The following is a 22,221-nucleotide window of genomic DNA, read 5'->3' as shown; positions in this document are numbered from 1 at the left end:
AGACGCCCTATGGGTGGCTTATCAAAGAGTAATCCAAACTCCAAATCGAATGACTCCTATTTGGTATAACCGTAAATTTTGGGCTATTGTTGCTCAACTTATTGCTGTTTTTATTGCAGTTGCGATCGCATTGATATTATGGATAAACCTGACAGATAATTTGCAGCAACTTGGTATTCAATTGGGTTTTGATTTTCTCAATTCTCAAGCTTCTTTTGATATTGGTGAAACTCCGATTGCTTATCAAGCTTCTGACCCCTATCGTCGGGCTTTATTAGTAGGTTTAATCAATTCTCTTCGAGTGATAATCTTTGGAATTATCCTGGCTACAGCTATTGGTATTATTGTTGGGATAGCAAGACTATCTGATAATTGGTTGGTGCGGAAACTAGCTTTAATTTATGTAGAAATTCTGCGTAATACACCTTTACTTTTGCAATTATTCTTCTGGTATTTTGCAGTATTTTTAAGCTTACCACAAGCAGAAAAGACAGTTTCGTTTTTGGGATTAATTGAAATTAGTAATCGGGGAGTTTTCTTTCCTTTTGGAATTCACTTTTCTCCGGAATTATCAACATTAGCTCTTGGCTTGACTTTGTACACTGGAGCTTTTATTGCCGAAATTATTAGAGCCGGAATTTTATCAGTATCAAAAGGACAATGGGAAGCTGCAAAAGCATTGGGTTTAAAATCAGGATTAGTCTTGCGTTTAGTTATTTTTCCCCAAGCTTTGCGGTTAATTATTCCACCATTAACAAGTCAATATCTGAATTTAGCTAAGAATTCAAGTTTAGCGATCGCGATTGGTTATCCTGATATTTACTTTGTGGCTTCAACGACTTTTAATCAAACTGGTCGAGCTGTAGAGGTGATGTTGCTAATTATGATTACCTATTTAACCATAAGTTTAGTTATCTCATTTATGATGAATTTGCTCAATCAGACTGTGCAACTCAAGGAAAGATAAGCAAATGTTAAATCAAAATATTCGTAAATGGTTCAAAAAGAATCTTTTTAATACCTGGTACAACAGTATCTTGACTATAGTTTGTGTTTGGTTACTAATTTATGCAATCACAAATATTTTTAACTGGGTATTTAACCAAGCACAATGGTCAGTAATTAAAGCTAATTTACCTTTGTTTTTAGTAGGTCGTTATCCTGCTGAACTTTATTGGCGATTATGGTTAGTACTAGCTATTATTTTAAGTCTTTCAATAGTATCATGGGCAATTTTTACGCAGCGTCTTGCTAGCCGTTTGAATCCGATTTTACCTATAGCATGGGCGCTATCTTTTCCAGTAGTGTTATTGTTAATTGGTGGTGGATTAGGGTTACAGTCTGTAGATACAAATTTATGGAATGGGTTATTACTGACTCTTGTAACTGCTGTGATCAGTATAGTGATTTCTTTCCCTTTGGGTGTTCTTTTAGCATTGGGGCGTCAGAGTAAATTATTTGTCATCAAAAATTTTTCGATCCTTTATATCGAAATTGTACGTGGATTGCCATTGATTGGTATTCTATTTTTAGCTCAGGTGATGCTACCCTTATTTTTACCAATAGAATTTCGTTTAGATCGAGTCGTCAGAGGGATTGCTGGTTTAACTCTTTTTAGTGCTGCCTATTTAGCAGAAAACGTGCGCGGGGGATTACAATCAATTCCAAGTGGACAATATGAAGCAGCCAGAGCCTTGGGATTGAATACTGTTTTTATGATGTTATTTATTATTTTACCGCAAGCTTTGCGAGCAGTAATTCCGGCTTTGGTTGGGCAATTTATCGGTTTATTTAAAGATACTTCCTTATTATCAATTGTCGGATTGTTAGAATTAACTGGTATTTCCCGTTCAATTTTGGCACAACCACAGTATATTAATCGTTATGCAGAAGTTTATTTATTTATTGGCTTGCTTTATTGGGTATTTTGTTATGCAATGTCCTTAGCTTCGCAGCGATTAGAAAAGCAATTGGGGATTGGGAAAAGATGAATATACAAGAGCCGATTATTATTGCCCAAGATGTACAGAAATGGTATGGCAAATTCCATGTTTTACAGGGTGCTAGTCTGACGGTAAACCGGGGAGAAGTTGTGGTGATTATGGGGCCTTCTGGTTCCGGGAAATCGACTTTTATTCGCACTTTTAACGCCCTAGAAGACTATCAACAAGGACGTATAGAAATAGACGGAATTGCTTTAACAGATGATCTACGCAATATTGAAGCAATTCGACAAGAAGTAGGGATGGTGTTTCAGCAGTTCAACTTATTTCCACATTTAACGGTACTGCAAAATATAACTTTAGCGCCAATTTGGGTACGGAAGCGATCGCGTATCAAAGCCGAAGAACTAGGGATGCAGTTATTAGAACGAGTTGGAATCTTGGAACAAGCGCAAAAATACCCAGAACAACTTTCAGGAGGACAACAACAACGGGTAGCGATCGCTCGTGCTTTAGCAATGCAACCCAAAGTTATGCTGTTTGATGAACCAACATCTGCACTTGATCCAGAGATGGTACGTGAAGTGTTGGATGTGATCAAAACTCTGGCTGCGGATGGAATGACAATGGTAGTTGTCACCCACGAAGTTGGGTTTGCAAGGGAAGTAGCTGATCGAGTTATTCTTATGGATGGGGGTGTAATTGTAGAAGTAGCTACACCAGCAGAATTTTTTCAAAATCCCCAACAGGAACGTACTCGTAAGTTTTTATCTCAAATTCTTTAAGGGAGATTGGACTAATACCGTTGCTCGCGTTCTGCGTCCAGAGAAATCATGTAGTAAACCCATCAGCGCAGGTACAACGGTGGGAGTCAAAATAGTGGAAAATGCCAAACCACCAGTCAGGACAATGCCTAATCCTTGGTATAATTCTGAACCCTGACCCGGTAGTACTGCTAAAGGTAACATTCCTAACACACTAGTTCCCGCAGACATGAAAATTGCCCGTAGGCGATCGCTGGTTGCATTATAGAGTGATGCATCATAATCTTCGCCTGCTTCCTGAAGTTGCAAGGCTCTATCGACTAACAGAATGGCGTTGTTGACAACCACACCTGTCAAAATCACAAATCCCAATGCTGTAATCATATCTAACGCCACATTCATTCCGGGAATGCGGTTGGCAATAACTAGGCTTAAGAGTGCGCCACTCATTCCCATTGGTACAGTAGCCATAATTACTACTGGGTAAAGGAATGAGCGATAAAGTGCCACTAATAATAAGTATGTAATCAAAATCGAAAATGCAAACGCAGCAGCTAGTTGAGCAACAGTGGCTGCTAACTGATCTGCGGAACCCGCCAATTCTAGCCGATAGCCTGTAGGTAAATTCGCACGCAAAGGAGCGAGAATTTGATTTTCAGTACGTTCTACTAAAGTAGCAAGCGGTGCATCCGGTGCGAGGGAGACGGTGAGGCTAATTGATCGCTCTAAATCCACGTGATTAATTACATCCGGCCCAATCGTTTCGCTGACTTGAGCAACATCACCTAGTTGCACCTGTCGTCCCTGAGCATACAGTGGCAATTGTCGCAGTTGTTCTGGTGTTTCCACGGAGGTATTTTGTAACTCCACTGAAACATCAAGTTCTTCTTTGCCATCAATGTAATCGGAAGCAATGCGTCCACCCAATGCAGCTTCTACCATTGAACCAATGTCAGCTTCCGAGAGTCCCACTTCTGCAATACGTTCTCGATTGGGAATCACTTGCAGTTCTCCGGCTCCTGTGACAAAGTTGGAACGTACATTCTGCACTCCGGAAAGTTGTCGCAATTTACCTGTAATTTGTTTCTCCAGATCATTGATCTGATTGAGATCAGCCCCGACAATATCCACTTCAAACTCCTTACCAGGATCGCGGAAAATAGAAATGCGAGTTGGGACTATAAAGCGGTATCCAGCAAAATTGTTACTTTGGGCGCGCAACCGATCTACCATTTCAGCTAACCCAGTGGTGGTGGCAAATTCTGATTTTAAGATTGTGGCTATCCCCCGTAGTGCGCCGGGACGATCAACATACAAAATACGCTCAACTTCTGGTTGCGATCGCAAAAATTCTCGGATTGATTCAGACTGGCGAATTGCTTCGGGAATACTGGTTCCTGGTAAAGGTTCCGCCCGCAAGACAACTAAGTTACGATTACCTTCTGGTAAATAATCCGCAGGTGGCATTAGCACAACACTGATGAAAAGTAAAGCAACAGGAATCGACAGTACTATTAATCTCCGACCAATTCGCTTGCGTCCTAGTGACCAACTAACTGTAGAAGCGAGAAAGTTTTCTAATTTACCCTGAAAATGACGAAATACGGCTGAAGATTTGGCAACCGATCGCTCCAACAAATTACCACCTCGATATTCGCCACCTTCCATCATTTGCATTGCTTCCGATTGCTTGAGGAACAATCCAGAAAGCATGGGGACTAAAGTCAATGCGGCAAATAAGGAGAATAAGGAAGAAGCAGAAAGAGCGATCGCCATATCAGCATAAAGTTGCCCAGCTTCTCCCGTCACCATAATTAATGGCGCAAACACCACAACGTTAGTCAGGGTAGAACCAAGCATCGCGCCCCAAACTTCTTGTGTACCTTCAATCGCTGCGCGCATGGCACTTTTACCCTGCTGCATATGGGTGAAGATATTCTCAATCACGACGATGGCGTTATCTACAACCATACCCACCGCAAATGCCAATCCTGCCAAACTGATAATGTTTAATGTCCGTCCCAATGCAGACATGACGATAAACACCATAATCAGTGTAGTCGGAATTGTGATTGCCACCACCGCCACGGTACGCATGGAACCGAGGAACAAAACTAAGACAATGGTAGCTAGCAGCGCCCCACTCACCAAATTACCTTGAACAAAAGCCACCGATTGATTAATATATTGGCTCTCGTCATAGTTGAAGACAAAACGAATTCCCTGATTTTGCCGATCAAATTCTGTTTGCAGTGCAGCAATTTCCGCGCGAACACCTTTAGCAACCTCTGGGACATTTGCCCCAATTTGCCGAATTACACCAACTGCTACCCCTGGTTTGCCGTTAAATATCAACGCACTATCTTGCGGTTTGCGCCCCATCTGTACTTGAGCCACATCCCGCAAGTAAACTGTACCGGACTGATCACGTCGCAGTACAAAGCCTTCTATTTGTGATAAATCTTGCGATCGGCTGACTGTGCGTACTCGATATTCCCGTCGTCCCAAAATTAACGGCCCACCCCGGATATCGCGGTTGTTTTCCCGCAGTACCTCCACCACGTTACCAATCGTGAGGTTGCGATCAGACAATGCTTTTGGATCAACCTTCACTTCTACTTCTCGCTCTTGTCCACCGACTACGAGAAATTGTCCTGTTCCCTCCACTCGCCGCAAGCGGGGAATCACCACTTCTTCGGCTAAATCTCGATAGCGGTTAGCATCCGGTTGAAATCCTTGTTTTGTATCAAAAGGAATCCACATCATCGGGGAACTATTACCGCCCACCAGTTCTACACTCGATTCCTGGGCTTCTGGAGGTAAGCTTTCCACCTGCTGCAAGCGGTTGATCACATCAATCATCCGCTCTTGCAAATTAGCATCCTGAGTAAATTCTAATGTAATGCTACTGCGTCCAGATCGAGAATTACTACTAATTTCCTGTACACCCAGCACCTCTTCCATTTGCTCTTCAATCGGGCGCGTAATCAGGTCTTCTACCTCCGTCGGTCCTGCTCCTGGGTATGTGGTGGTAATCGTAATTTCCGGGCGATCGCCCCCTGGTTGCAACTCTAAAGGCAGATTCAGCAGCGAAAATACTCCCAATATTGCTAGCAAGCAAAACAGGACAAAAGTACCATGTCGCCAACGCACAGAAGTTTCGATAAAGTTCATAGTGGGATTGGGGATGAATCAGTTAACAGTTAACAGTTAACAGTTTAATTTGATCACTGATCACTGATTAGTTGGATCAACTATTTTCACTGGCGCACCATCTTGCAAGCCGTCACCGCCACGTAGGACGATGCGTTGTCCGGTTTGTAGGGAGGAATGATAAATTGCCATGTCTTTGCCCATGTCAGCAATCATTTCTACCTGAATTTGTTTGGCTTTGCCATCGGTGACTGTGAAGACAAACCATTCGTTTTGTCTTCTGGTTAAGGCATCTCGCGAGACGACAAAACTAGAACGATTTGCAGGCATCTTTAGGTTGCCTGCGATCGCCATCCCTGGTAATAATCCTGATGGTGGTTTGTTAATTTGGACACGTACTCGTTGACGACGGGAGGCACTGTCGGCAGAGGGAACGACGGCGGTGATTGTCGCTCGTTGTTTCCATTGTGGTAGGGCGCGAGCTGTGAGTTCAATTGCCATACCGGGAGTAACTCGACCAGTTAATTCTTCTGGTAACTCTAAGAAAATGTCAAAGCGATCGCCTGCTACTAGGGTGACAATTTGATTAGAGCTTTGCACCAAATCACCATTGCTGACGTGTCGTGTCTGCACTACACCCGATTCAGATGCCACAATCCGAGTTCGTTGTTTTGCTAGTTGTACTTGTGCGAGGTTAGCTTGGGCTGCTTCTACGTTGGCTTTCTGGGCGGCAATTTCTTCTTGAATTGGCCCTGCTTTGGCTTCTGCAAGTTCAGCTTGAGCTTCTAACAGTGTTCCCTGGATGTCATTTAAATTTGTTTGAGCTTCCACTAGTGTTCTTTGTGACAATGCACCTTCTTTCACTAGGTCACTAGTACGCTTGAGGTTATCCCGTGCTTCTTGTTCTCGTGCTTTGGCAGATGTGACGGCTGCTTGACGTTGAGCAATAATTTCTGGACGAGTACCTACTTCTAAGCGTGCTAAATTGCTACGTTGCTGTGCTAGTTGCGCCTGTGCTTGAGCGATCGCCAATTGCTGATCAGAGTCATCTAAGACAGCAATTACCATTCCTGCCTTGACGCGATCGCCTGGTTGCACTAAGATTTTTTCGACAGTTCCACTAGTTTGAGCGCGAAGTGTGGATTGTTGAGTGGCTTCCACCTGTCCCAAAAGCTGTACATTCCTGGTAGCAGTTCCAGTGGCCAGAGCGATCGTTTCAATGGGGCGTGGGGATGGTGCTTGCTGCTGTTGAGCCACAGAAGGTTGCGGTGCGCCACCAGGAGCCAGCATCCGCCAAAGGATAATACCCCCAGTGGTTAAAAACAAAATTATCAATGTCCGGAACCAGGGTTTGCCAGAACGAGTAGAACTGTCTGATTGGGTTTGATGGGTTGAAACTGGAGCTTCAGAAGTATCCATAGCGGTTGATGGCAAGCTATTGAGGATTTAGGACTAATGAGTGAGAAGCCAGAATACAGAAAGAACAATATTAGACCTCTTGCAAAAATACATGAGTGCAAGAGTTGGGAAAAGGGTAAAGGGAAAAGGATTTTTCTATTCCTTTAACCTTTGCCCTGACTTCTGCAAGAAGTTTAATCAAAATGCTGAAAGTCTTCTTAGTTTATAGTTTGATAGATAAATGTGACAAAATAATGTCAGAATTTGTAGTTTGATAGAGAAATATTACAAAAGAGTTTAAATCTGGATTTAAATTGCGATGGTGCGATCGCTTTCACGCTTAATTTTATCTAGTCCTTGATAGCGAATTAGTTCGCTGACTCGTTCCCGTGATAAACCCAACTCGCGACTAATGTTAGCTTCAAGTTGATTAGGCTCGGTGATTGAGAACTCAAATTTCATCGTTTTGAGAGGTGAGTGATTTGTTTTCACATTCACTAGCGAAACTCCTTTGGCTTGAAGAACTTTCACCTCAATCGCCACTACCTTTTTCATGATCTGCCGTACTAATTGCGTATCCGCTTGCAGGTATTTTTTATGACTGTAGGTATGATTGAGTATTCGATCTCCCACTAAACCGCTTCCCACCCAAAAAACCAGTCCAATCAACGGTAATGATGACCAAAACACAAACCCTAATGTTTGTAATACTGGAAAAAGTTGAAGTTGACGCATGGAAGGAATAGACTTGATTGCTTGATGTTAATTGCTGATCGTCACTTCTATGTCACTCAGTTAGCTTAATCTTAAAACTAGCAAGTGAAATTTACAGCAAGCTGATATAAATGGGATGTTGATCTTACTGGTTGAAGACGATCTAGCCCAATTAGAACCACTGCGGGCTGCACTATTGAAAGTAGGGCATACAGTAGATGCAATTGAAGATGGAGAAACAGCACAATGGTTTGCTTTTCAAAAAGATTATGACTTATTGATTCTAGATTGGATGTTACCTAAGATGAGTGGGGTAGAACTGTGTCAGTCATATCGAAGAGCAGGTAAAGTCGCTCCAGTACTGATATTGACTGCAAAAGACACGGTTACAGATAAGGTAATGGGTTTAGATGCGGGTGCGGATGATTACTTAGTCAAACCAGTAGATGTATTAGAACTTTTGGCGCGGGTACGAGCATTGGGAAGGCGATCGCCAATGTGGCAAGGAGATATACTCAGCTTAAGTGGGTTACATCTGCATGTATCTAATTTGACGATTGAACTTGATGCAATCACAACTCAACTTTCTAGCCGGGAGTTCCAATTGATGGAATATTTGATGCGACATCCCCGCCAAATTTTATCTCATGATCAGATTGAGCAAGCCCTGTGGAGTAGCGGAGAAGAACCCGAAAGTAATGCAGTCACAACTTTGGTACGCCGCTTGCGCCAACGTCTGCAAATCATTGGGGCTAGAGATTGGCTCGAAACGGTGCATCGGGTAGGCTATCGGTTGAATCCGCCGAATTCATAACAATTCGTGGAAATAGGGTTTTAAACATTAATCATCCCAAAGACATTGAAACCTGACACAGATGCGAGTTCGGTATAACGCAATACGGTTCGGAGCAGATAAATCGATTGATATTGAAACCCACTAGAGACGCGATATATCGCGTCTGGTACAATCCGAAAATTATGACGAAAAATCCTTAACCGAACCGTATTAATTGTCATCCCACCAACAAACGACCAACCCCTAGCCGCTAACAACTAACTGTTGCTTTTCAGGTAACTGGGTATACTCAGCAACAATTTTACGGAATTGCTCTCCTTCTATAGTTTCCTGTTCCACTAATAAGTCTACAAGACGATCTACTAATGCTCGGTTTTCACGGATTATTTTTCGAGCTTGTTGGTAACAAAAAATAGCCATTTCTCGCACTTGTCTATCAATCTTGGTGGCCATTTCTTCTGAATATTCGTTGCGGCTGACCCAATCCCTACCCAAAAAGACATCACTATTTTGAGTTTCCAAAGCTACTAGTCCCAAGTCAGACATCCCGTACATTGTCACCATCTTTCGAGCTAGGTTCGCAACCATTTTCAAATCGTTACTAGCGCCACCTGTAACTTCAGATTCTCCAAATACTTCTGCTTCTGAGGCTTTTCCTCCCAGTGTCATGGTAATGTTGTCTTGTATCCAAGCACGAGTGTAAAGACCACTATCAATCATCTCTTCATTGAGAATTTGCTGAGAGAAACCACCGACTCCACCAGAACGGGGAATAATGGTGACTTTGTTTAAAGGGTCTGCGTGGGGTAAAAGTGTAGCCAACAAAGCGTGTCCCACCTCGTGATAGGCAATCAATCGCTTTTTGTTGCTATCTAACAATGGGTTGAGAGTTAACCCAATCGTCAGCCTATCAATAGCATCGTCAATTTCTATCTGTGTAATTAAATCTTTGCGTCTGCGTGCTGTGAGAATAGCTGCTTCATTCAACAGGTTAGCTAAATCTGCCCCTGTAAAACCAGGGGTACGGCGTGCAACAACTTCTAGGGAAACTGCTGGGTCAACCTTCTTATTACGAGCGTGAACTTTTAAAATTTCCAAACGCCCTTTCCTGTCTGGTGCATCAACAATTACCTGACGGTCAAATCTTCCGGGTCTGAGTAATGCTGCATCCAAAACATCTGGGCGGTTAGTAGCAGCAATAATAATAATGCCTGTATTGCCCTCAAAACCATCCATTTCGGTCAGCAACTGGTTAAGAGTTTGCTCTCTCTCGTCGTTACCACCACCAATACCAGCACCCCGTTGTCTACCAACAGCATCAATTTCATCGATAAATATCAAACAAGGAGCATTATCTTTGGCTTTTTTGAATAAGTCACGGACGCGAGATGCACCCACACCAACAAACATTTCCACAAATTCTGAACCGGAAATGCTAAAGAAAGGAACACCTGCTTCCCCAGCAATGGCTTTTGCTAGTAAGGTTTTACCAGTACCCGGAGGTCCTACTAACAGCACTCCTTTGGGGATGCGTGCGCCAACAGCAGTAAATTTTTCTGGTTGTTTGAGGAAGGTAACAACTTCTTGCAGTTCTTCTTTGGCTTCTTCAATACCCGCTACATCATCGAATTTGATACCAGTTTTTGCCTCCATTTGAAAACGAGCTCTGGATTTACCAAAATTCATGGCTTGACTAGAAGCATTCGTAGAGCGGCGTAGGAACAATAACATTAAAGCAACCAGTGGCAAAATCCACATGAGATTGATCAAAAGACCAACAGCAGCTTTACTATTAGTAGAGGAAACCTCGTCAAATTGAACATTTCTATTAGCTTTAAGTGTATTGATTAATTCTGGGTTTTGATCCAAAAGCTTTACACGTAGCGGTTGAGCATTTGGTTCCTGTCCCTTGAGATACACATCTGCTACTTTTTCAGTTTCGTCCAAATCTACCCTGACGACTTCTCCATCTTCAATTTTTTGGAGCAGTTTACCATAGCTAAGAGTGTTGTTGTCCTGCTGCTGCTCTGCTTTTTGTGCTAAGGCTGGAGTACCTATCACAAATCCTGGCAACATCATCATACCAGCTACCAACGCCCCTGCCAAAGCTGTACGTTTTGTCGGTCGCTGTTTTGTTGACACCTTTTTCTCAAAACTTCTCATAAGAATTACCCTTTGTCCGCTGCCATGATCTGAGCGCTGGTTTTTTTATAGCTTTTCTTTTAGTAAAGAGTAGAAATAAGCTTTTCTCACTCTAGTGTAGCTCTGCCTTCAGAATATTAGGATACCTTCTGCTTTGTGCTGTTGGTACTTCTATTTTAAAAGTAGAGAACAGAGATTGAGGATTGAGGATTGAGGATTGAGAATTGAGAATTGAGGATTGAGGATTGAGGATTGAGGATTGAGGATTGAGGATTGAGGATTGAGGATTGGGGATTATTAATCCTTTTATAGCAAGCGCCATGTTGGTTAGGACACTAGAGCTAGGACATACTCCATGGCTTCTCGCAATGTTCCAAAATTCTCCAGTTGTTTGCGAATCCGACTTTTTAACCATGACCAAGATTTTTCAATCCGGTTTAAATCTGGTGAATAAGGTGGTAAATACCAAACCTCACAGCCTGCTGCTTGGACCAGTTCTTCAGGGATCTCCAAATAATAAAATGCCCAGCCGTCGAGGCGCGCCTCTTAGGCGAAAGCGCCTAAATTCTTGGGAAGGCGCCAAAATATATTTAATACGGCGCTTGCTTTTATTACTTGGAAGTGCCTCAATGCGTCCACCTTTATGAAAAGTGGCATTGTCAATGACAAGTTTCTGTCCTGGTTTCAAGGTGGGAATCAAGCAGGTTTCTAACCAAGTTTCAAATACCTGACGGTTGCAAGCTCCTTCAATTGTGAACGGTGCTAATATCTGTTGACCACAAAGTGCAGCAATCATGTTAACTCGACCTGTCCTGCGACCAGACTTCAGGTCATGAAAGCGTTCCCCTTGAGGACTATAGCCATAACCATAATCTTCTCGATGATCCATGCCTGACTCATCGGCATAAACAATCTCCTCATTCTTCAAGGGGGCTAGCTGTTCCACAAAGGCTTTGCGTTTGGCTTCATCTGTTTCACGGTAGCCGTAGGTCTTTTTTTTCGCGTAAACCCAATCTTCTTCAAAGCACGTGATATTGTGCGATCGCTAATGTCACCTTCCCACAGTTGAGCCATCTCCACTTGAGTTTTGTCGCCATGAGTTTCCACAAAAGCTCGAAATTTCTCCCAGTCAGTGATTTTATGACCAATTAAGCGATTTTCTCTGACTTTGGCTTGAAAGTCACCCCCTTGGACAAATAAGAGCAAAACTGGGCAACCTTATATATTTTGCCCACATTTAATATCTAGGAGTGGAGGTGGCAGCAAGGGGGTAAGTAGAGTGGAATACAATTCATTCTCTAATCAAACCCCCTTGCTGCAAAGGTTGCCCAGTTTTGCATACTCAAGAGTGAAACCGTTTCCCTACGACGTTGGAACCATGTATTGATTGTATTACGGCTGATATTGAAGAATTCACTCGCCTCCGAGCGCTTCATCCCATCAAGTTCAATCGCTTCAATCACTTTTCGCCGCAGATCATAACTGTAAGCCCTTGCCATTGGAATGTCCAAACTAATCACTTCTTTATCTATCTTAGATTATGTCCTAACTAGCCCGGCGGTTGCTATACTACCTGAAATATTAAACCTCCTTAATAGAGATTCTACTAAGGAGGTCAAAAGCGGCACAATAATATCACACCCTGGGGTTCCTAAAAATCATCCAAATACTGACTCAGACGGCTAATTACAGGATCAACATCTTGAGGAAGTGCAGCAGTATAAGAAGCAGCAACACTATGATTTACTACTTCTGGCACTGGTGTTGATGGCGACGGTGAGTGTATGGCTTGTGTTTGATTCACCATAATTGCCAGTTGTGCCACTTGTTGGCTGAGTTGCGTCAGGTGGCGTTCTATCATCTCTAATCGATGAGATTCTTTGGCAAAAAAACGTTCCTCAAGGTCAGCCAATTGCCTTTGTATTTCAGCTATTTGTGGTTCTACTCCTTTTGTTAGTACTGATTGGGGAGTAGGCGGTGGGCTTGGTCTTACTGATTCTGGCACGCATAAAGCCTGCCACAGGGCCTCTTTACAGAGGTCGCTGAAAGTCTTGTTGGGATCTTTCTCCAATTGGCTTTCGATAAGCGCTAATAAGCTTTCGTCAGCCACCCCTGGGTTGAACGTAACCGATTTAACCACCTTTTTTGACCATTGGAACATTATTTTTAAGCCCTAGAAGAGCGATTAGCGGATAGTTGTGCCTCTGAATAAATAAACTGACCTAGAGCATTAGCTTGTCGAGATGGTGATGCTAAGTGGGCATTAATTTTTGCTTCTTTCAATAGACGTTGAACGTCTTCCCAGAAAAACTCCCCACCGCCACCAGTGAGAATCACATCAGTGACGCGCTCTGGTAGCCATGCTAACACACGACTGCAAATTTCACGCGAAAACATTTCTATTAAATTGGGAAGAAAATCATCTAGATTGGCGGGTTTACCTGCACCTCTAGGACGATAGTAGCGATCGCCTTTGGGGCGGTTAACAGCAGCAATTAAAGCCAAAGATTGGCTATCGGCTCCATCAATTTCGGCAGCTACGAGTTCATAAAACTTGCTCATACCGAAGTCTTCACTCTTAGAAGCACCTCTAGCAAAGCGGAAATTATCTACCATCAAGCAATCGATGGTTTGATGTCCAATGTCCACGATTGCTACTGACACCTTAGTGAAATCTGGCATTGCGGCGGTTTTTTTCGGTTGGGCTTCACACCATAGTAAACTACCATAACCTTCTGGCATTACCCAAACTTTACTGATATTTAGCGACACATCCTCACCACGGAACTTCATCGTGTGAGGACCGCTTAATTGGCTAATCAACTGGGCTTTTTCCTTTTCAAACTGTTCTTGGGAAAGGTAAGGCAAACCCATGACAACAGAGATATCATCTTTCAACTTGAAATAACCAGCACAAGCTAAGGTTTTGACAAGCGCATCTTCTACTTTGGATTGACCTACACCTAAATTAGCACCGAAGTCGGCAGCTAGTTGACCTACAGCATATCCACTACCTTGATACTCCAACCACAAATCCATCAAAGGATCTGTTGCACGGGCTTCAAAGACACCTCCGCGCACTTGTTCCATTGACATTTCTTTCACATTGGCGGAGACAAATATTACATTTCCTGGTTCGCGGCTGACACAAGCTTTTGTGGAAGTTCTACCTAAGTCAACACTGAGAATCTTTTTACTTGTGGCACCACCCACATTTGGGGTAGGAGTAGCATTGATCGGAGTAGAGGCCGATACTCTATTCATGGGTATGGCAGCAGCATTCATCGGGGTGGCTGCGGAAGGTTGGTCTGTCATGAAAGCTCCTAGTACTTACTTATGCTTAAAAAAGTTACCATGCTCATCTTACAAAAATGCGTGTATCAGAAATTTTTGGTTACGTTAACATTTAGCTGAAAACTTGCCAAAAATTACTGAATTAGTGAATGTGAGTTAGTTTACTAAGGCTATGCTGAAGCAAAGTTCAATAGCAACTCACAAGTAGCTTGTTCTCATTCATAGGGCTACTTTTTACACCAAAACAGTTGTTTTTGTAGATTCTAATCCGGGGCAAGGTTTTTATCTTCTCCTATGTTTGTGCTTCCGCTTTAATACCAAAACAAGAAATGCTAAAAGTATAACCGCAAGCACAATTTTTGATACAGGAGCAAGGTACTTGTCCACAAGTTCATATTGACTACCCAATATGTATCCTGAGTATGTTAGCAAACCTACCCAAGCAGCGCTACCCACAGTTGTATAAAATATAAAAGATGGTAAAGGCATATTGCTGAGTCCTGCGGGTACAGAAATCAAGGTACGAATTCCTGGTACTAGGCGACCCATCAGAACAGCTTTGTTACCCTGCCTATCAAACCAATGCTTAGACTTAATGATGTCTTTACTACTTATGGTTAGCCACTTACCATATTTGTCAGCCCAAACTTTTAAGCGGTCTTCACCAAGAAACTTACCAGGATAGTACCAGATGAGTGCGCCGAACACAGAACCTACTAGTCCTGCAAAAAACACACCAATAATATTGAGCTTTGCATCTGGTAGGTTTGCTGTATATCCTGCTAGAGGCATAATCAATTCTGAAGGAATGGGAGGAAAAAGATTTTCAAGGAACATTAATAAGGCAATTCCCACATAGCCCATAGATTCGATAGTAGTTTTGATCCAATCAGTCATTGAGTTAATTCCTAAAATTGCTAAGTAGTTGGACAAAATTAAATTGATTTGATTTGTGGAGATCAGGAACTCTTAACTGGAAAAAATCTGTGTAATTAGTTGTGTCTGAGTACTTATTGAGTTCTGTTTGGTAAATTTTGTGTGTTGTTTGTTGTTTGGAGAAAGCAACTATCAACAACTCACATTAAAAGAGAGGGAAAGAGTAATTTCTTACTTTTCCCCCTCTGTTGCTGTTTTACTCTCCTACTCTTGTTAAACGGTGGGTGTTAAAGATTGCACTCTCGATTCAGATTCCCAATCTAATGGGTTCCAAACTCTTTCTTCCATAGCCATCTGTTCAATTAGACTTGCTAGTCTTAAGGCTTTAAGTGCTTGTTCACCACCAACTGAAGGTTGGTTTCCACCACGCACACAGTTGACAAAATGTTCCAATTCTGCACCCAATTTATCAGTGTTGCTAGTATAAACTTTTTCAATCACACCATCTTGCTTGTAAAGGACTTTCCGATAGTCTGTCACAGAGTTAGGTGTAGTGTGACGATGAATCAAAATTTCATTTTTGAGAAAATCTGCCTCTGTATATGAACTTTTACAATGAGCGACTATACTGCGGATTTTGCGGTGAGTGACTTTGCTAGCAGTCAGGGTGGCAACAATGCCATTAGCAAATCCCAAGGTCGCACTCACATAGTCCAAATAACCAGAGTCTAAGGTATGATTGCCACTAGCCGTTAACTTCACCACTGGTGAGGCGGCTAATTCTAATAGTAAGTCAATATCATGGATCATTAAATCCAAAACAACTGAGACATCGTTGGCACGGTTTGAGTAGGGACTCATGCGATGGGCTTCTAAGGCCAGCACTTCTTCAGTTTTTAATACTTTACTTAATTCTTGAAAAGCTGGACTGAAGCGCTCAATGTGACCTACTTGGAGAATACAACCAGATTCAGCTGCGGCATTAACTAGCGATTCTGCTTCGGAAATACTGGCTGCGATCGGTTTTTCTACCAAGACGTGGATTCCTGCCAAAAGACAAGAAATTCCCACGGCGTAATGTAAACGCGTGGGGACAGCAATGCAAACCGCTTCCACATGTGGCAGCAGATCGCAGTAATCCTCAAAAAAACGCACCTTGTATCTACTGGCGGTTTCTAATCCTCGTTCAACATTTATATCTGCAACCCCAACCAGTTCAACATCTTTCATGGAACTTAGGATACGGGCATGATGTTGCCCCATATTACCCACCCCGATCACGCCTATGCGGATCGGGTGGGGCTGGGTGCGGTGTCCGTGTCCGTTTTGTTCTCCTGCTGACATACTGCTATCTTGCACTCTCATTCTCTCCTCAACCACCAATTTAGAGACGCTACAATAATCGTCGGCTTTGATACTTAAACTGCCACTGATTTAGTCGTCTAAAACCATCCAGATGGTAACATAGAGGTTCTATTTATGAAGAATTTCAAAGTTTGTTATGAGTTCCCACCATCTGGGTCTGTTTTTTATACTCAGTAGAGTTTGATGTTTATTTCTAAACTTTACAAATAAATAAACTAGTACTATTTTTGGCCTTAAAAAACAAGTATGGTAACAGCATATGTTTATTAGTGAGACTCAAAAATCAATTTGCGGTATAATTATCTAATTATTCCCACTAAAAATAAATAATTTTTTGCCAGTTAAGTTACTAACTATAGAGAGATTTTGATTTAGAAAGGCTTTATTGGAATAGCATTTATCTGCATTAAAATCAGCAAGAAAGTCAGCAATTATTCTTATCTGTCAACCAGAGATGGGTTTAAGGGGAAGTATTAGGTATCTCATCGATGTAGATTTTTCACCCTTTGCCCAAAAAATATTGCTTTTAGGGTGTAAGGGTGTAATATAAACCAATTTATCTATATCTCTATACCCTTATATCCCCATACACCCAAACGTAAATATGAAAGCTGTAATTTTATTGTCTGGTGGATTAGACTCTTCGACTGTTCTCTATCAAGCACTGGTGGATGGTTGTGAGTGTTATGCTATTTCCTTTGATTACCAACAACGGCATCGAAGAGAATTGCACTCAGCATTAGCGATCGCCCAAAAAGCAGGTATCGTCCAAAATCAAATAGTAACCTTTGATTTACGGCAGTGGGGTGGTTCGGCACTTACAGATGACACGATTGATTTACCCCAAAAGCGTTCTTTAGAGGAAATGTCACAAAATATTCCTGTTACCTACGTACCTGCACGGAATACAATTTTTTTGAGTTTTGCTCTTGCTTACGCTGAAACTATCGCCGCAGAACGTGTCTACATTGGCGTCAATGCTTTAGATTACTCTGGATATCCTGATTGTCGTCTTGATTATATCCAAGCAATGCAGGAAGTCTTTCGTTTAGGAACAAAACAAGGACGCGAAGGCAAGCCGATCACCATTGTTGCACCTCTACTTGAGCTAAAAAAAACTGATATTATCCAATTAGGTAATAAATTGGGAGTTCCTTGGGAACTTACTTGGTCTTGCTACGCTGGTGATGAAATGGCATGTGGTGTCTGCGATTCTTGCCGTTTACGTCTTGCTGCTTTTGCTGAATTAGGACTTAAAGATCCGTTGAATTATGCTTCGCCTTGTTGACCAAACAAGGCAAAAGTCACTCATTCAAAAGGCACTTCCTAAGAAAAAGTGCTGGTACTAAGCCCCTAAATTTATTTATGGAACGATCAGGAAAACATTTATTACTCTCCGAGAAGCCGCTACGCGTCTATGAGATGCTCCCGCACCGAAGTTGCTATGTCCGTGGTTATTTCCCCTCAATTTATTTATGGGGATTATCTTTTTACTTTTTACTTTTTAAGAGGTTTTGGAAGATACACAGAGTAAAAGACATAGCGACAGGGAGAATCTATCAAGAATGTCCCCCCCCGTGTCTCCCGTGTCCCCCTTATTCCCCTTGTCCTCCGTGTCTCCTTCCCCTTGTTCTTAAATTTTAAATTTTAATTGTTTTGTCCCCGCGTCCCCCGTCCTCCTCAAAGCGCCGTACTTGAATTTGATGCAAGCGAGGCCCATCAACTGATGTGACAGTTAATTCCAAATTTTGGTAACGGAGAGTTTCACCCAAGGCAGGAATTTTTTGCAATTGATATAGCATAAAACCTGCAAGTGTTTGATATTCTCTTCCCAAAGGCAAATTAAGATGTAATACATCGTTCAACTCTTCTAAATTAATTTGCGCTTGCACTAAGAATGTCTGGTTATCTATAAACTCAATTAGCAATTCATCGTGATTTTCTACAATACCAATATCACCAATAATTTGGGCAATTACATCTTCAATGGTGACTAGTCCAACCGTTCCACCAAATTCATCCACTACTATTACCATTCCCAGCTTTTCTTGCTGCATCATTGGTAATAATTCACCTAATGGTGTGTGTTCTGGAACAAATCTTACCGGACGTATCAAATATTGAATTTGTGTTTCTAAAACTAATTTGCTTACAACTAAAGGTTTTGCTAAATCTTGAAAGTAAACGACACCAATAATATCTTCTAGAGATTCTCCAATAATTGGGAAACAATAGTAACTCGTAGCTGCCATTTGTTCAAGAAAAATCTGTAAAGTCGCATCTTGAGGTAAAGCTACTATATTATTACGAGGAACCATAACTGCTTGTGCTGTTACTTCTCCGAACTCAAAAACATTTTTGAGTAGTTCTCGTTCTCCCGCTTCTAATCCAGTAGATTCACGTTCTGTAGAAATAATTAACTGTAATTCTTCAGGTGTAACAGGTGGTCTCCAACTTTGACCAGTATATTGAATGCCAAATAATCGCAACAAACAGCGAGTTGATTGGTTGAGAATCCAAATAAAGGGATTAAAAAACCTAACGATCGCTTTCACAGAAGGGCCTAAAAATCGTGCTAGCTGTTCTGAGTACAGCATCGCTACTGATTTAGGACACAGTTCCCCTAAAACTATTTGCAAATAGGCAATGAAAAAAAAGGCGATCGGGATTGATAATGAATGAGCGATCGCAATATTCATTCCTCCGGGAAGAGGCAAGGATTGTAGCCATGATTTGACTATAACAACAATCGTGCTTTCTCCAATCCACCCCAGCGCCAAACTTGAGAGAGTAATCCCTAGCTGAGTTGTAGACAGCAATAGGTCTATACTACGCTGTAGAACTTCAACGGATAATGCTTGTATATCACCAGCTTGTACTAACTGATGAATACGCGATCGCCGTACTGTTACCATCGAGAATTCTGCTGTTACAAAAAAAGCGTTGATGGCAATCAGCAGCAGCACTGACAACACTCGCAGCCATACATCAGTCCAATTCAAGCTAGGAAAACCTATCACTGCAAAGCCCGTGTAAAATGCACACCAAGTTGGGAATTGGGGATTAGGGATCGGGGATCGAGGATCGGGGAACTGGGGGCCCTCTTTGGGGATTAGGGGCGAAGGGAGAAGGGGGATTCTCCAGAGGAGACGCTACGCGTAGACGCGCAAGCGGTGAGACAGCGCGGTCTACCCTACGGGTAGACACGGAGTGGCTTCCAAAGGTAGCCGAAGAAGGCGCGTCTATGGGGGTTTCCCTCATGTAGACGCGCTCATAGACTTCTCGTAGAGTGCGACTACGTTCGTGTAGACACTGAGCGGCGCAGGTAGCGTTCCGGAGGGAACTACCCAAAGGGCTTCTCACAGAGTATGAGGATTAGTGATTCTCCGCGTGTCCTCACGTCTCCCTGCTCCCTGCTCCCTTCTCCGTGATCCCCAATTCCCAATCCTCAATTCCCGATCCCCTACTGCCTTCCTACAGGAATATCTAACACTTCCAAATTCAGTTGTTGAGCTGGATAATCTGTTAGAGAAAGTGAAATGCTTTTGACATCATCAAGCAAAGCTGTGGGAATGCTAACAGTACCAGTATATGTTGGGCTGTTGTTTGGTAATTCTGATGGTAAACCATCTGTACTAGCACTCAGGGTTCGTCCTTTATCATCTGAGACATCTAAAAAACTGTAGAGGAAGCGTACAGAATCTTTACTTTTGTTCTGCATTTTAACTCGCAGTTGCAATGCACCGCCAGAATAACGAGCAGATTGTACCGAAAGACTGACGCCTTCATTTTCAGCAGAAACTGGAAATCCTGGCTGGGGTTTTTCTTCAACTTCTGTCTGGGGTTTGTCCTGTGGCTTCTGTTTGTTGTTAACAGTTTCGTCTTCTTCTTGTTCTGACTTAGGGGTTTTGGTTTTGCCCTCTATTCTTGCCTTTACAGTTTTGAGAATTTCTTGCTCTTTTAAAAGCACCAGCCCTTCATGCTGAGAGTTACCGCTTTTAGCACTGGCAAACTTGGTAGTGGGGCGAGAATCTGGTGCAGTCACACCTTTGAGTGCTTTACTACCAATATCAAATCCTAAAAAGGCACTTACAGAACCAGCTCCCAACATCAGGGCTAATAAAGTTAAAGTTAGAACTACGGTAGAATTTAGTTTCATTGCTCGCAAGCTATGGCAAAAAAATATTGGATTGTTTTAAACTGTGTTTTTCAGGGACTTAATTAATATTAGTCTGCACTATAGCAATATCAAATTATCTAGTGTTAAAACCTAAAAAGTAAGTTGCGATCGCACACAATTAATAAAATTATGCTATAATCTATCAGACAATAACCAGGGTTGGCCGAGCGGTTGAGGCAGCGAACTCATAATTCGCCTTAGGCAGGTTCAACTCCTGCACCCTGGATTTCAAAAGTATTAGTTATGAGTTAAACAGTCAATAGTCTCTAACAGACTGCTGACTGTTGCTTATAGTAGAACCTTAACGAGGAGGTATTTGTTCAAACCGAAACTCAGTACCAACCTTAAGCTTGTTAGCATTTAAGCCTGGAGACATTAACAGCGAAGTGTTGTAAGGATTGGGTAAATCGGGACTACGAAGATAAGGATCATTACTAACCTGTTGGTAGAGAATGTCTCGATAGAGAATGTGAACTAACTCACTATCTCTGGCTATTTGATTTTCCGGAAAACTGTTTCGGGAAAATGAACCAAGACCAAAAATATCGTTTATGTCGCTTTGACTGGTGATACTACCAAAAAAATCAGGAGAATTTTTAAAGTAAGCTCGTTCAAAAGCTTCATTTGGTGTTATATACTCATTATTCGATGTTTGTGCTTCATCTTGAGCTAAAGCCGGAATTGCGATCGCAGTAGTAAACATTACTAATAATCCACCCAAAATTTTGAATTTTAAAGCCATTTTTATTTTTCCTCTGTCTTTGTGCAAATCTTCATTTATCCTTATCTTGAGAACTTCTAGTAGTGACTGTTAGTAGTTAGTGGTTAACAACTAATTACTACCTACTAATAAATTTAATGGTTATCTTTTTTACGCCTGTTTACTGAGAAGCTCAACCATTGGTTTAGCACAAATTTTATTCTTTTGTAATGACTTACCAAGCTCAAACCCCTACCCCATCTGACATCTGGGCAGTTAATAGTGATTTGCCAAGCTTACGTGACAAGTTGCTAGATTTATTTTGCCAACTCGCATATCAAGAAGGCGATTTTGTTCTCTCTTCTGGACAACGTAGTTCTTATTACATCAACGGGAAACAAGTTACACTCCATCCCCAAGGTGCTTTAGCAATTGGTCGTATTCTCTTATCGCTTCTACCACAAGATACTCAGGCGGTAGCTGGATTGACATTGGGTGCAGATCCGATTGTGAGTGCTGTGAGTGTAGTTTCTGCCTATGAGCATCGTCCCATACCAGCGCTGATTATTCGTAAAGAAGCCAAAGGACACGGAACAAAGGCGTATATAGAAGGGCCAAATTTGCCAACAGGTGCAAATGTGGTGGTTTTAGAAGATGTTGTTACTACTGGACAATCTGCCATGAAAGCAGTTGAACGTCTTAGAGCAGCAGATTATACTGTTAATCAAGTAATTTCCCTGGTAGATCGTCAGCAGGGTGGAGCAGAGTTTTATCAATCAGTAGGGTTAAATTTTCAAGCAGTATTCACAATAGAGGATATTCAGGAAAGATATCGGAATTTGAGGAATTAGTTATTTGTCATTAGTAAGGGTTTGAATAATTTTTACTTAGGCGAT

General features: G+C 42.1%; 19 protein-coding genes, 1 tRNA gene and 2 pseudogenes. 7 read left to right on the top strand and 15 right to left on the bottom strand.

The window, feature by feature from the left end; genetic code table 11:
* The first annotated feature begins 49 nt into the window (after positions 1 to 49).
* From AC5JMK_RS01140 to AC5JMK_RS01130, 3 genes are read left to right on the top strand one after another with little or no spacing between them, the layout of a single operon-like run.
* Positions 50 to 967, top strand: a complete 918-nt coding sequence (locus AC5JMK_RS01140) for an amino acid ABC transporter permease (RefSeq protein ID WP_495909203.1) — start codon at positions 50 to 52, stop codon at positions 965 to 967.
* Positions 968 to 971: 4 nt separating this feature from the next.
* Positions 972 to 1,991, top strand: a complete 1,020-nt coding sequence (locus AC5JMK_RS01135; RefSeq protein ID WP_096677804.1) for an amino acid ABC transporter permease — start codon at positions 972 to 974, stop codon at positions 1,989 to 1,991.
* A complete protein-coding gene (locus AC5JMK_RS01130) occupies positions 1,988 to 2,728 on the top strand; it encodes an amino acid ABC transporter ATP-binding protein (protein ID WP_096677803.1) in 741 nt (246 codons plus the stop codon). Before AC5JMK_RS01135 ends, AC5JMK_RS01130 begins: the two co-directional genes overlap by 4 nt.
* Here AC5JMK_RS01130 and AC5JMK_RS01125 read toward each other — a convergent pair.
* From AC5JMK_RS01125 to AC5JMK_RS01115, 3 genes are all read right to left on the bottom strand, one after another.
* Positions 2,711 to 5,881 (bottom strand): efflux RND transporter permease subunit, encoded by a 3,171-nt coding sequence (locus tag AC5JMK_RS01125; RefSeq protein WP_096677802.1) that lies wholly within the window; start codon positions 5,879 to 5,881, stop codon positions 2,711 to 2,713. The genes AC5JMK_RS01130 and AC5JMK_RS01125 overlap by 18 nt on opposite strands.
* A 60-nt stretch (positions 5,882 to 5,941) precedes the next feature.
* Positions 5,942 to 7,279 (bottom strand): efflux RND transporter periplasmic adaptor subunit, encoded by a 1,338-nt coding sequence (locus AC5JMK_RS01120; RefSeq protein WP_096677801.1) that lies wholly within the window; start codon positions 7,277 to 7,279, stop codon positions 5,942 to 5,944.
* A 288-nt stretch (positions 7,280 to 7,567) separates the two neighbouring features.
* On the bottom strand, positions 7,568 to 7,993 hold the full coding sequence (locus AC5JMK_RS01115) for a hypothetical protein (RefSeq protein WP_495909186.1): 426 nt from the start codon (positions 7,991 to 7,993) through the stop codon (positions 7,568 to 7,570).
* A 115-nt stretch (positions 7,994 to 8,108) separates the two neighbouring features.
* Between AC5JMK_RS01115 and AC5JMK_RS01110 the strand changes: the two genes are divergently transcribed.
* On the top strand, positions 8,109 to 8,786 hold the full coding sequence (locus AC5JMK_RS01110) for a response regulator transcription factor (protein ID WP_096677799.1): 678 nt from the start codon (positions 8,109 to 8,111) through the stop codon (positions 8,784 to 8,786).
* 225 nt (positions 8,787 to 9,011) lie between these two features.
* Here the strand turns inward: AC5JMK_RS01110 and ftsH are convergent, their stop codons facing one another.
* From ftsH to AC5JMK_RS01065, 9 genes and pseudogenes are all read right to left on the bottom strand, one after another.
* Positions 9,012 to 10,931, bottom strand: a complete 1,920-nt coding sequence (gene ftsH, locus AC5JMK_RS01105) for an ATP-dependent zinc metalloprotease FtsH (RefSeq protein ID WP_096677798.1) — start codon at positions 10,929 to 10,931, stop codon at positions 9,012 to 9,014.
* Between the two features lie 91 nt (positions 10,932 to 11,022).
* A complete protein-coding gene (locus tag AC5JMK_RS01100) occupies positions 11,023 to 11,232 on the bottom strand; it encodes a hypothetical protein (RefSeq protein WP_495909185.1) in 210 nt (69 codons plus the stop codon).
* A gap of 5 nt (positions 11,233 to 11,237) precedes the next feature.
* Positions 11,238 to 11,411, bottom strand: a pseudogene (locus AC5JMK_RS01095) (transposase); the annotation flags it as partial.
* A 127-nt stretch (positions 11,412 to 11,538) separates the two neighbouring features.
* A pseudogene (locus AC5JMK_RS01090) lies at positions 11,539 to 12,110 on the bottom strand (transposase); the annotation flags it as partial.
* A 98-nt stretch (positions 12,111 to 12,208) separates the two neighbouring features.
* Positions 12,209 to 12,409, bottom strand: coding sequence for an IS630 transposase-related protein (locus tag AC5JMK_RS01085; protein ID WP_495909184.1), 201 nt, complete (start codon positions 12,407 to 12,409; stop codon positions 12,209 to 12,211).
* A gap of 152 nt (positions 12,410 to 12,561) precedes the next feature.
* Positions 12,562 to 13,071, bottom strand: coding sequence for a filament morphology membrane protein FcmC (gene fcmC, locus AC5JMK_RS01080; RefSeq protein WP_096677797.1), 510 nt, complete (start codon positions 13,069 to 13,071; stop codon positions 12,562 to 12,564).
* A 5-nt stretch (positions 13,072 to 13,076) separates the two neighbouring features.
* The gene (fcmB, locus tag AC5JMK_RS01075) at positions 13,077 to 14,225 is read right to left on the bottom strand and encodes a filament morphology actin-like protein FcmB (RefSeq protein ID WP_096677796.1); all 1,149 of its coding nucleotides are present in this window, start codon (positions 14,223 to 14,225) and stop codon (positions 13,077 to 13,079) included.
* 261 nt (positions 14,226 to 14,486) lie between these two features.
* On the bottom strand, positions 14,487 to 15,101 hold the full coding sequence (locus AC5JMK_RS01070; protein ID WP_096677795.1) for a DedA family protein: 615 nt from the start codon (positions 15,099 to 15,101) through the stop codon (positions 14,487 to 14,489).
* 252 nt (positions 15,102 to 15,353) lie between these two features.
* Positions 15,354 to 16,445, bottom strand: a complete 1,092-nt coding sequence (locus tag AC5JMK_RS01065) for a Gfo/Idh/MocA family protein (RefSeq protein WP_096677794.1) — start codon at positions 16,443 to 16,445, stop codon at positions 15,354 to 15,356.
* Positions 16,446 to 17,049: 604 nt separating this feature from the next.
* Here AC5JMK_RS01065 and queC point away from each other — a divergent pair.
* On the top strand, positions 17,050 to 17,733 hold the full coding sequence (queC, locus tag AC5JMK_RS01060; protein ID WP_495909183.1) for a 7-cyano-7-deazaguanine synthase QueC: 684 nt from the start codon (positions 17,050 to 17,052) through the stop codon (positions 17,731 to 17,733).
* A gap of 352 nt (positions 17,734 to 18,085) precedes the next feature.
* Here the strand turns inward: queC and AC5JMK_RS01055 are convergent, their stop codons facing one another.
* Both AC5JMK_RS01055 and AC5JMK_RS01050 read right to left on the bottom strand, forming a co-directional pair.
* Positions 18,086 to 19,465 (bottom strand): hemolysin family protein, encoded by a 1,380-nt coding sequence (locus AC5JMK_RS01055; RefSeq protein ID WP_495909182.1) that lies wholly within the window; start codon positions 19,463 to 19,465, stop codon positions 18,086 to 18,088.
* Between the two features lie 443 nt (positions 19,466 to 19,908).
* Positions 19,909 to 20,604 (bottom strand): hypothetical protein, encoded by a 696-nt coding sequence (locus tag AC5JMK_RS01050; RefSeq protein ID WP_096677791.1) that lies wholly within the window; start codon positions 20,602 to 20,604, stop codon positions 19,909 to 19,911.
* 174 nt (positions 20,605 to 20,778) lie between these two features.
* Here AC5JMK_RS01050 and AC5JMK_RS01045 point away from each other — a divergent pair.
* Positions 20,779 to 20,851: transfer RNA gene (locus tag AC5JMK_RS01045), tRNA-Ile, on the top strand.
* Between the two features lie 75 nt (positions 20,852 to 20,926).
* Here the strand turns inward: AC5JMK_RS01045 and AC5JMK_RS01040 are convergent.
* Positions 20,927 to 21,367 carry a tudor domain-containing protein gene (locus AC5JMK_RS01040; RefSeq protein ID WP_495909181.1) on the bottom strand — a complete coding sequence of 147 codons (441 nt, stop codon included), beginning with the start codon at positions 21,365 to 21,367 and terminating at the stop codon, positions 20,927 to 20,929.
* Between the two features lie 188 nt (positions 21,368 to 21,555).
* Between AC5JMK_RS01040 and pyrE the strand changes: the two genes are divergently transcribed.
* On the top strand, positions 21,556 to 22,176 hold the full coding sequence (pyrE, locus tag AC5JMK_RS01035; RefSeq protein WP_495909180.1) for an orotate phosphoribosyltransferase: 621 nt from the start codon (positions 21,556 to 21,558) through the stop codon (positions 22,174 to 22,176).
* Positions 22,177 to 22,221: the final 45 nt, after the last annotated feature.

It is taken from the genome of Pelatocladus sp., assembly GCF_059505505.1.
Note: the sequence above shows the minus strand (reverse complement) of the source record. Positions and strands in the feature narration are given on the sequence as shown.

Coding starts and splice junctions, on each gene's coding strand:
- fcmC (WP_096677797.1), bottom strand. CDS start 13,071: ATGTTCCAATGGTCAAAAAAGGTGGTTAAATCGGTTACGTTCAACCCA.
- AC5JMK_RS01125 (WP_096677802.1), bottom strand. CDS start 5,881: ATGAACTTTATCGAAACTTCTGTGCGTTGGCGACATGGTACTTTTGTC.
- AC5JMK_RS01110 (WP_096677799.1), top strand. CDS start 8,109: ATGTTGATCTTACTGGTTGAAGACGATCTAGCCCAATTAGAACCACTG.
- AC5JMK_RS01065 (WP_096677794.1), bottom strand. CDS start 16,445: ATGAGAGTGCAAGATAGCAGTATGTCAGCAGGAGAACAAAACGGACAC.
- AC5JMK_RS01120 (WP_096677801.1), bottom strand. CDS start 7,279: ATGGATACTTCTGAAGCTCCAGTTTCAACCCATCAAACCCAATCAGAC.
- AC5JMK_RS01135 (WP_096677804.1), top strand. CDS start 972: ATGTTAAATCAAAATATTCGTAAATGGTTCAAAAAGAATCTTTTTAAT.
- fcmB (WP_096677796.1), bottom strand. CDS start 14,225: ATGACAGACCAACCTTCCGCAGCCACCCCGATGAATGCTGCTGCCATA.
- AC5JMK_RS01040 (WP_495909181.1), bottom strand. CDS start 21,367: ATGGCTTTAAAATTCAAAATTTTGGGTGGATTATTAGTAATGTTTACT.
- AC5JMK_RS01085 (WP_495909184.1), bottom strand. CDS start 12,409: ATGGCAAGGGCTTACAGTTATGATCTGCGGCGAAAAGTGATTGAAGCG.
- AC5JMK_RS01140 (WP_495909203.1), top strand. CDS start 50: ATGACTCCTATTTGGTATAACCGTAAATTTTGGGCTATTGTTGCTCAA.
- AC5JMK_RS01130 (WP_096677803.1), top strand. CDS start 1,988: ATGAATATACAAGAGCCGATTATTATTGCCCAAGATGTACAGAAATGG.
- pyrE (WP_495909180.1), top strand. CDS start 21,556: ATGACTTACCAAGCTCAAACCCCTACCCCATCTGACATCTGGGCAGTT.
- ftsH (WP_096677798.1), bottom strand. CDS start 10,931: ATGAGAAGTTTTGAGAAAAAGGTGTCAACAAAACAGCGACCGACAAAA.
- AC5JMK_RS01070 (WP_096677795.1), bottom strand. CDS start 15,101: ATGACTGATTGGATCAAAACTACTATCGAATCTATGGGCTATGTGGGA.
- AC5JMK_RS01115 (WP_495909186.1), bottom strand. CDS start 7,993: ATGCGTCAACTTCAACTTTTTCCAGTATTACAAACATTAGGGTTTGTG.
- queC (WP_495909183.1), top strand. CDS start 17,050: ATGAAAGCTGTAATTTTATTGTCTGGTGGATTAGACTCTTCGACTGTT.
- AC5JMK_RS01050 (WP_096677791.1), bottom strand. CDS start 20,604: ATGAAACTAAATTCTACCGTAGTTCTAACTTTAACTTTATTAGCCCTG.
- AC5JMK_RS01100 (WP_495909185.1), bottom strand. CDS start 11,232: ATGGCGCTTGCTATAAAAGGATTAATAATCCCCAATCCTCAATCCTCA.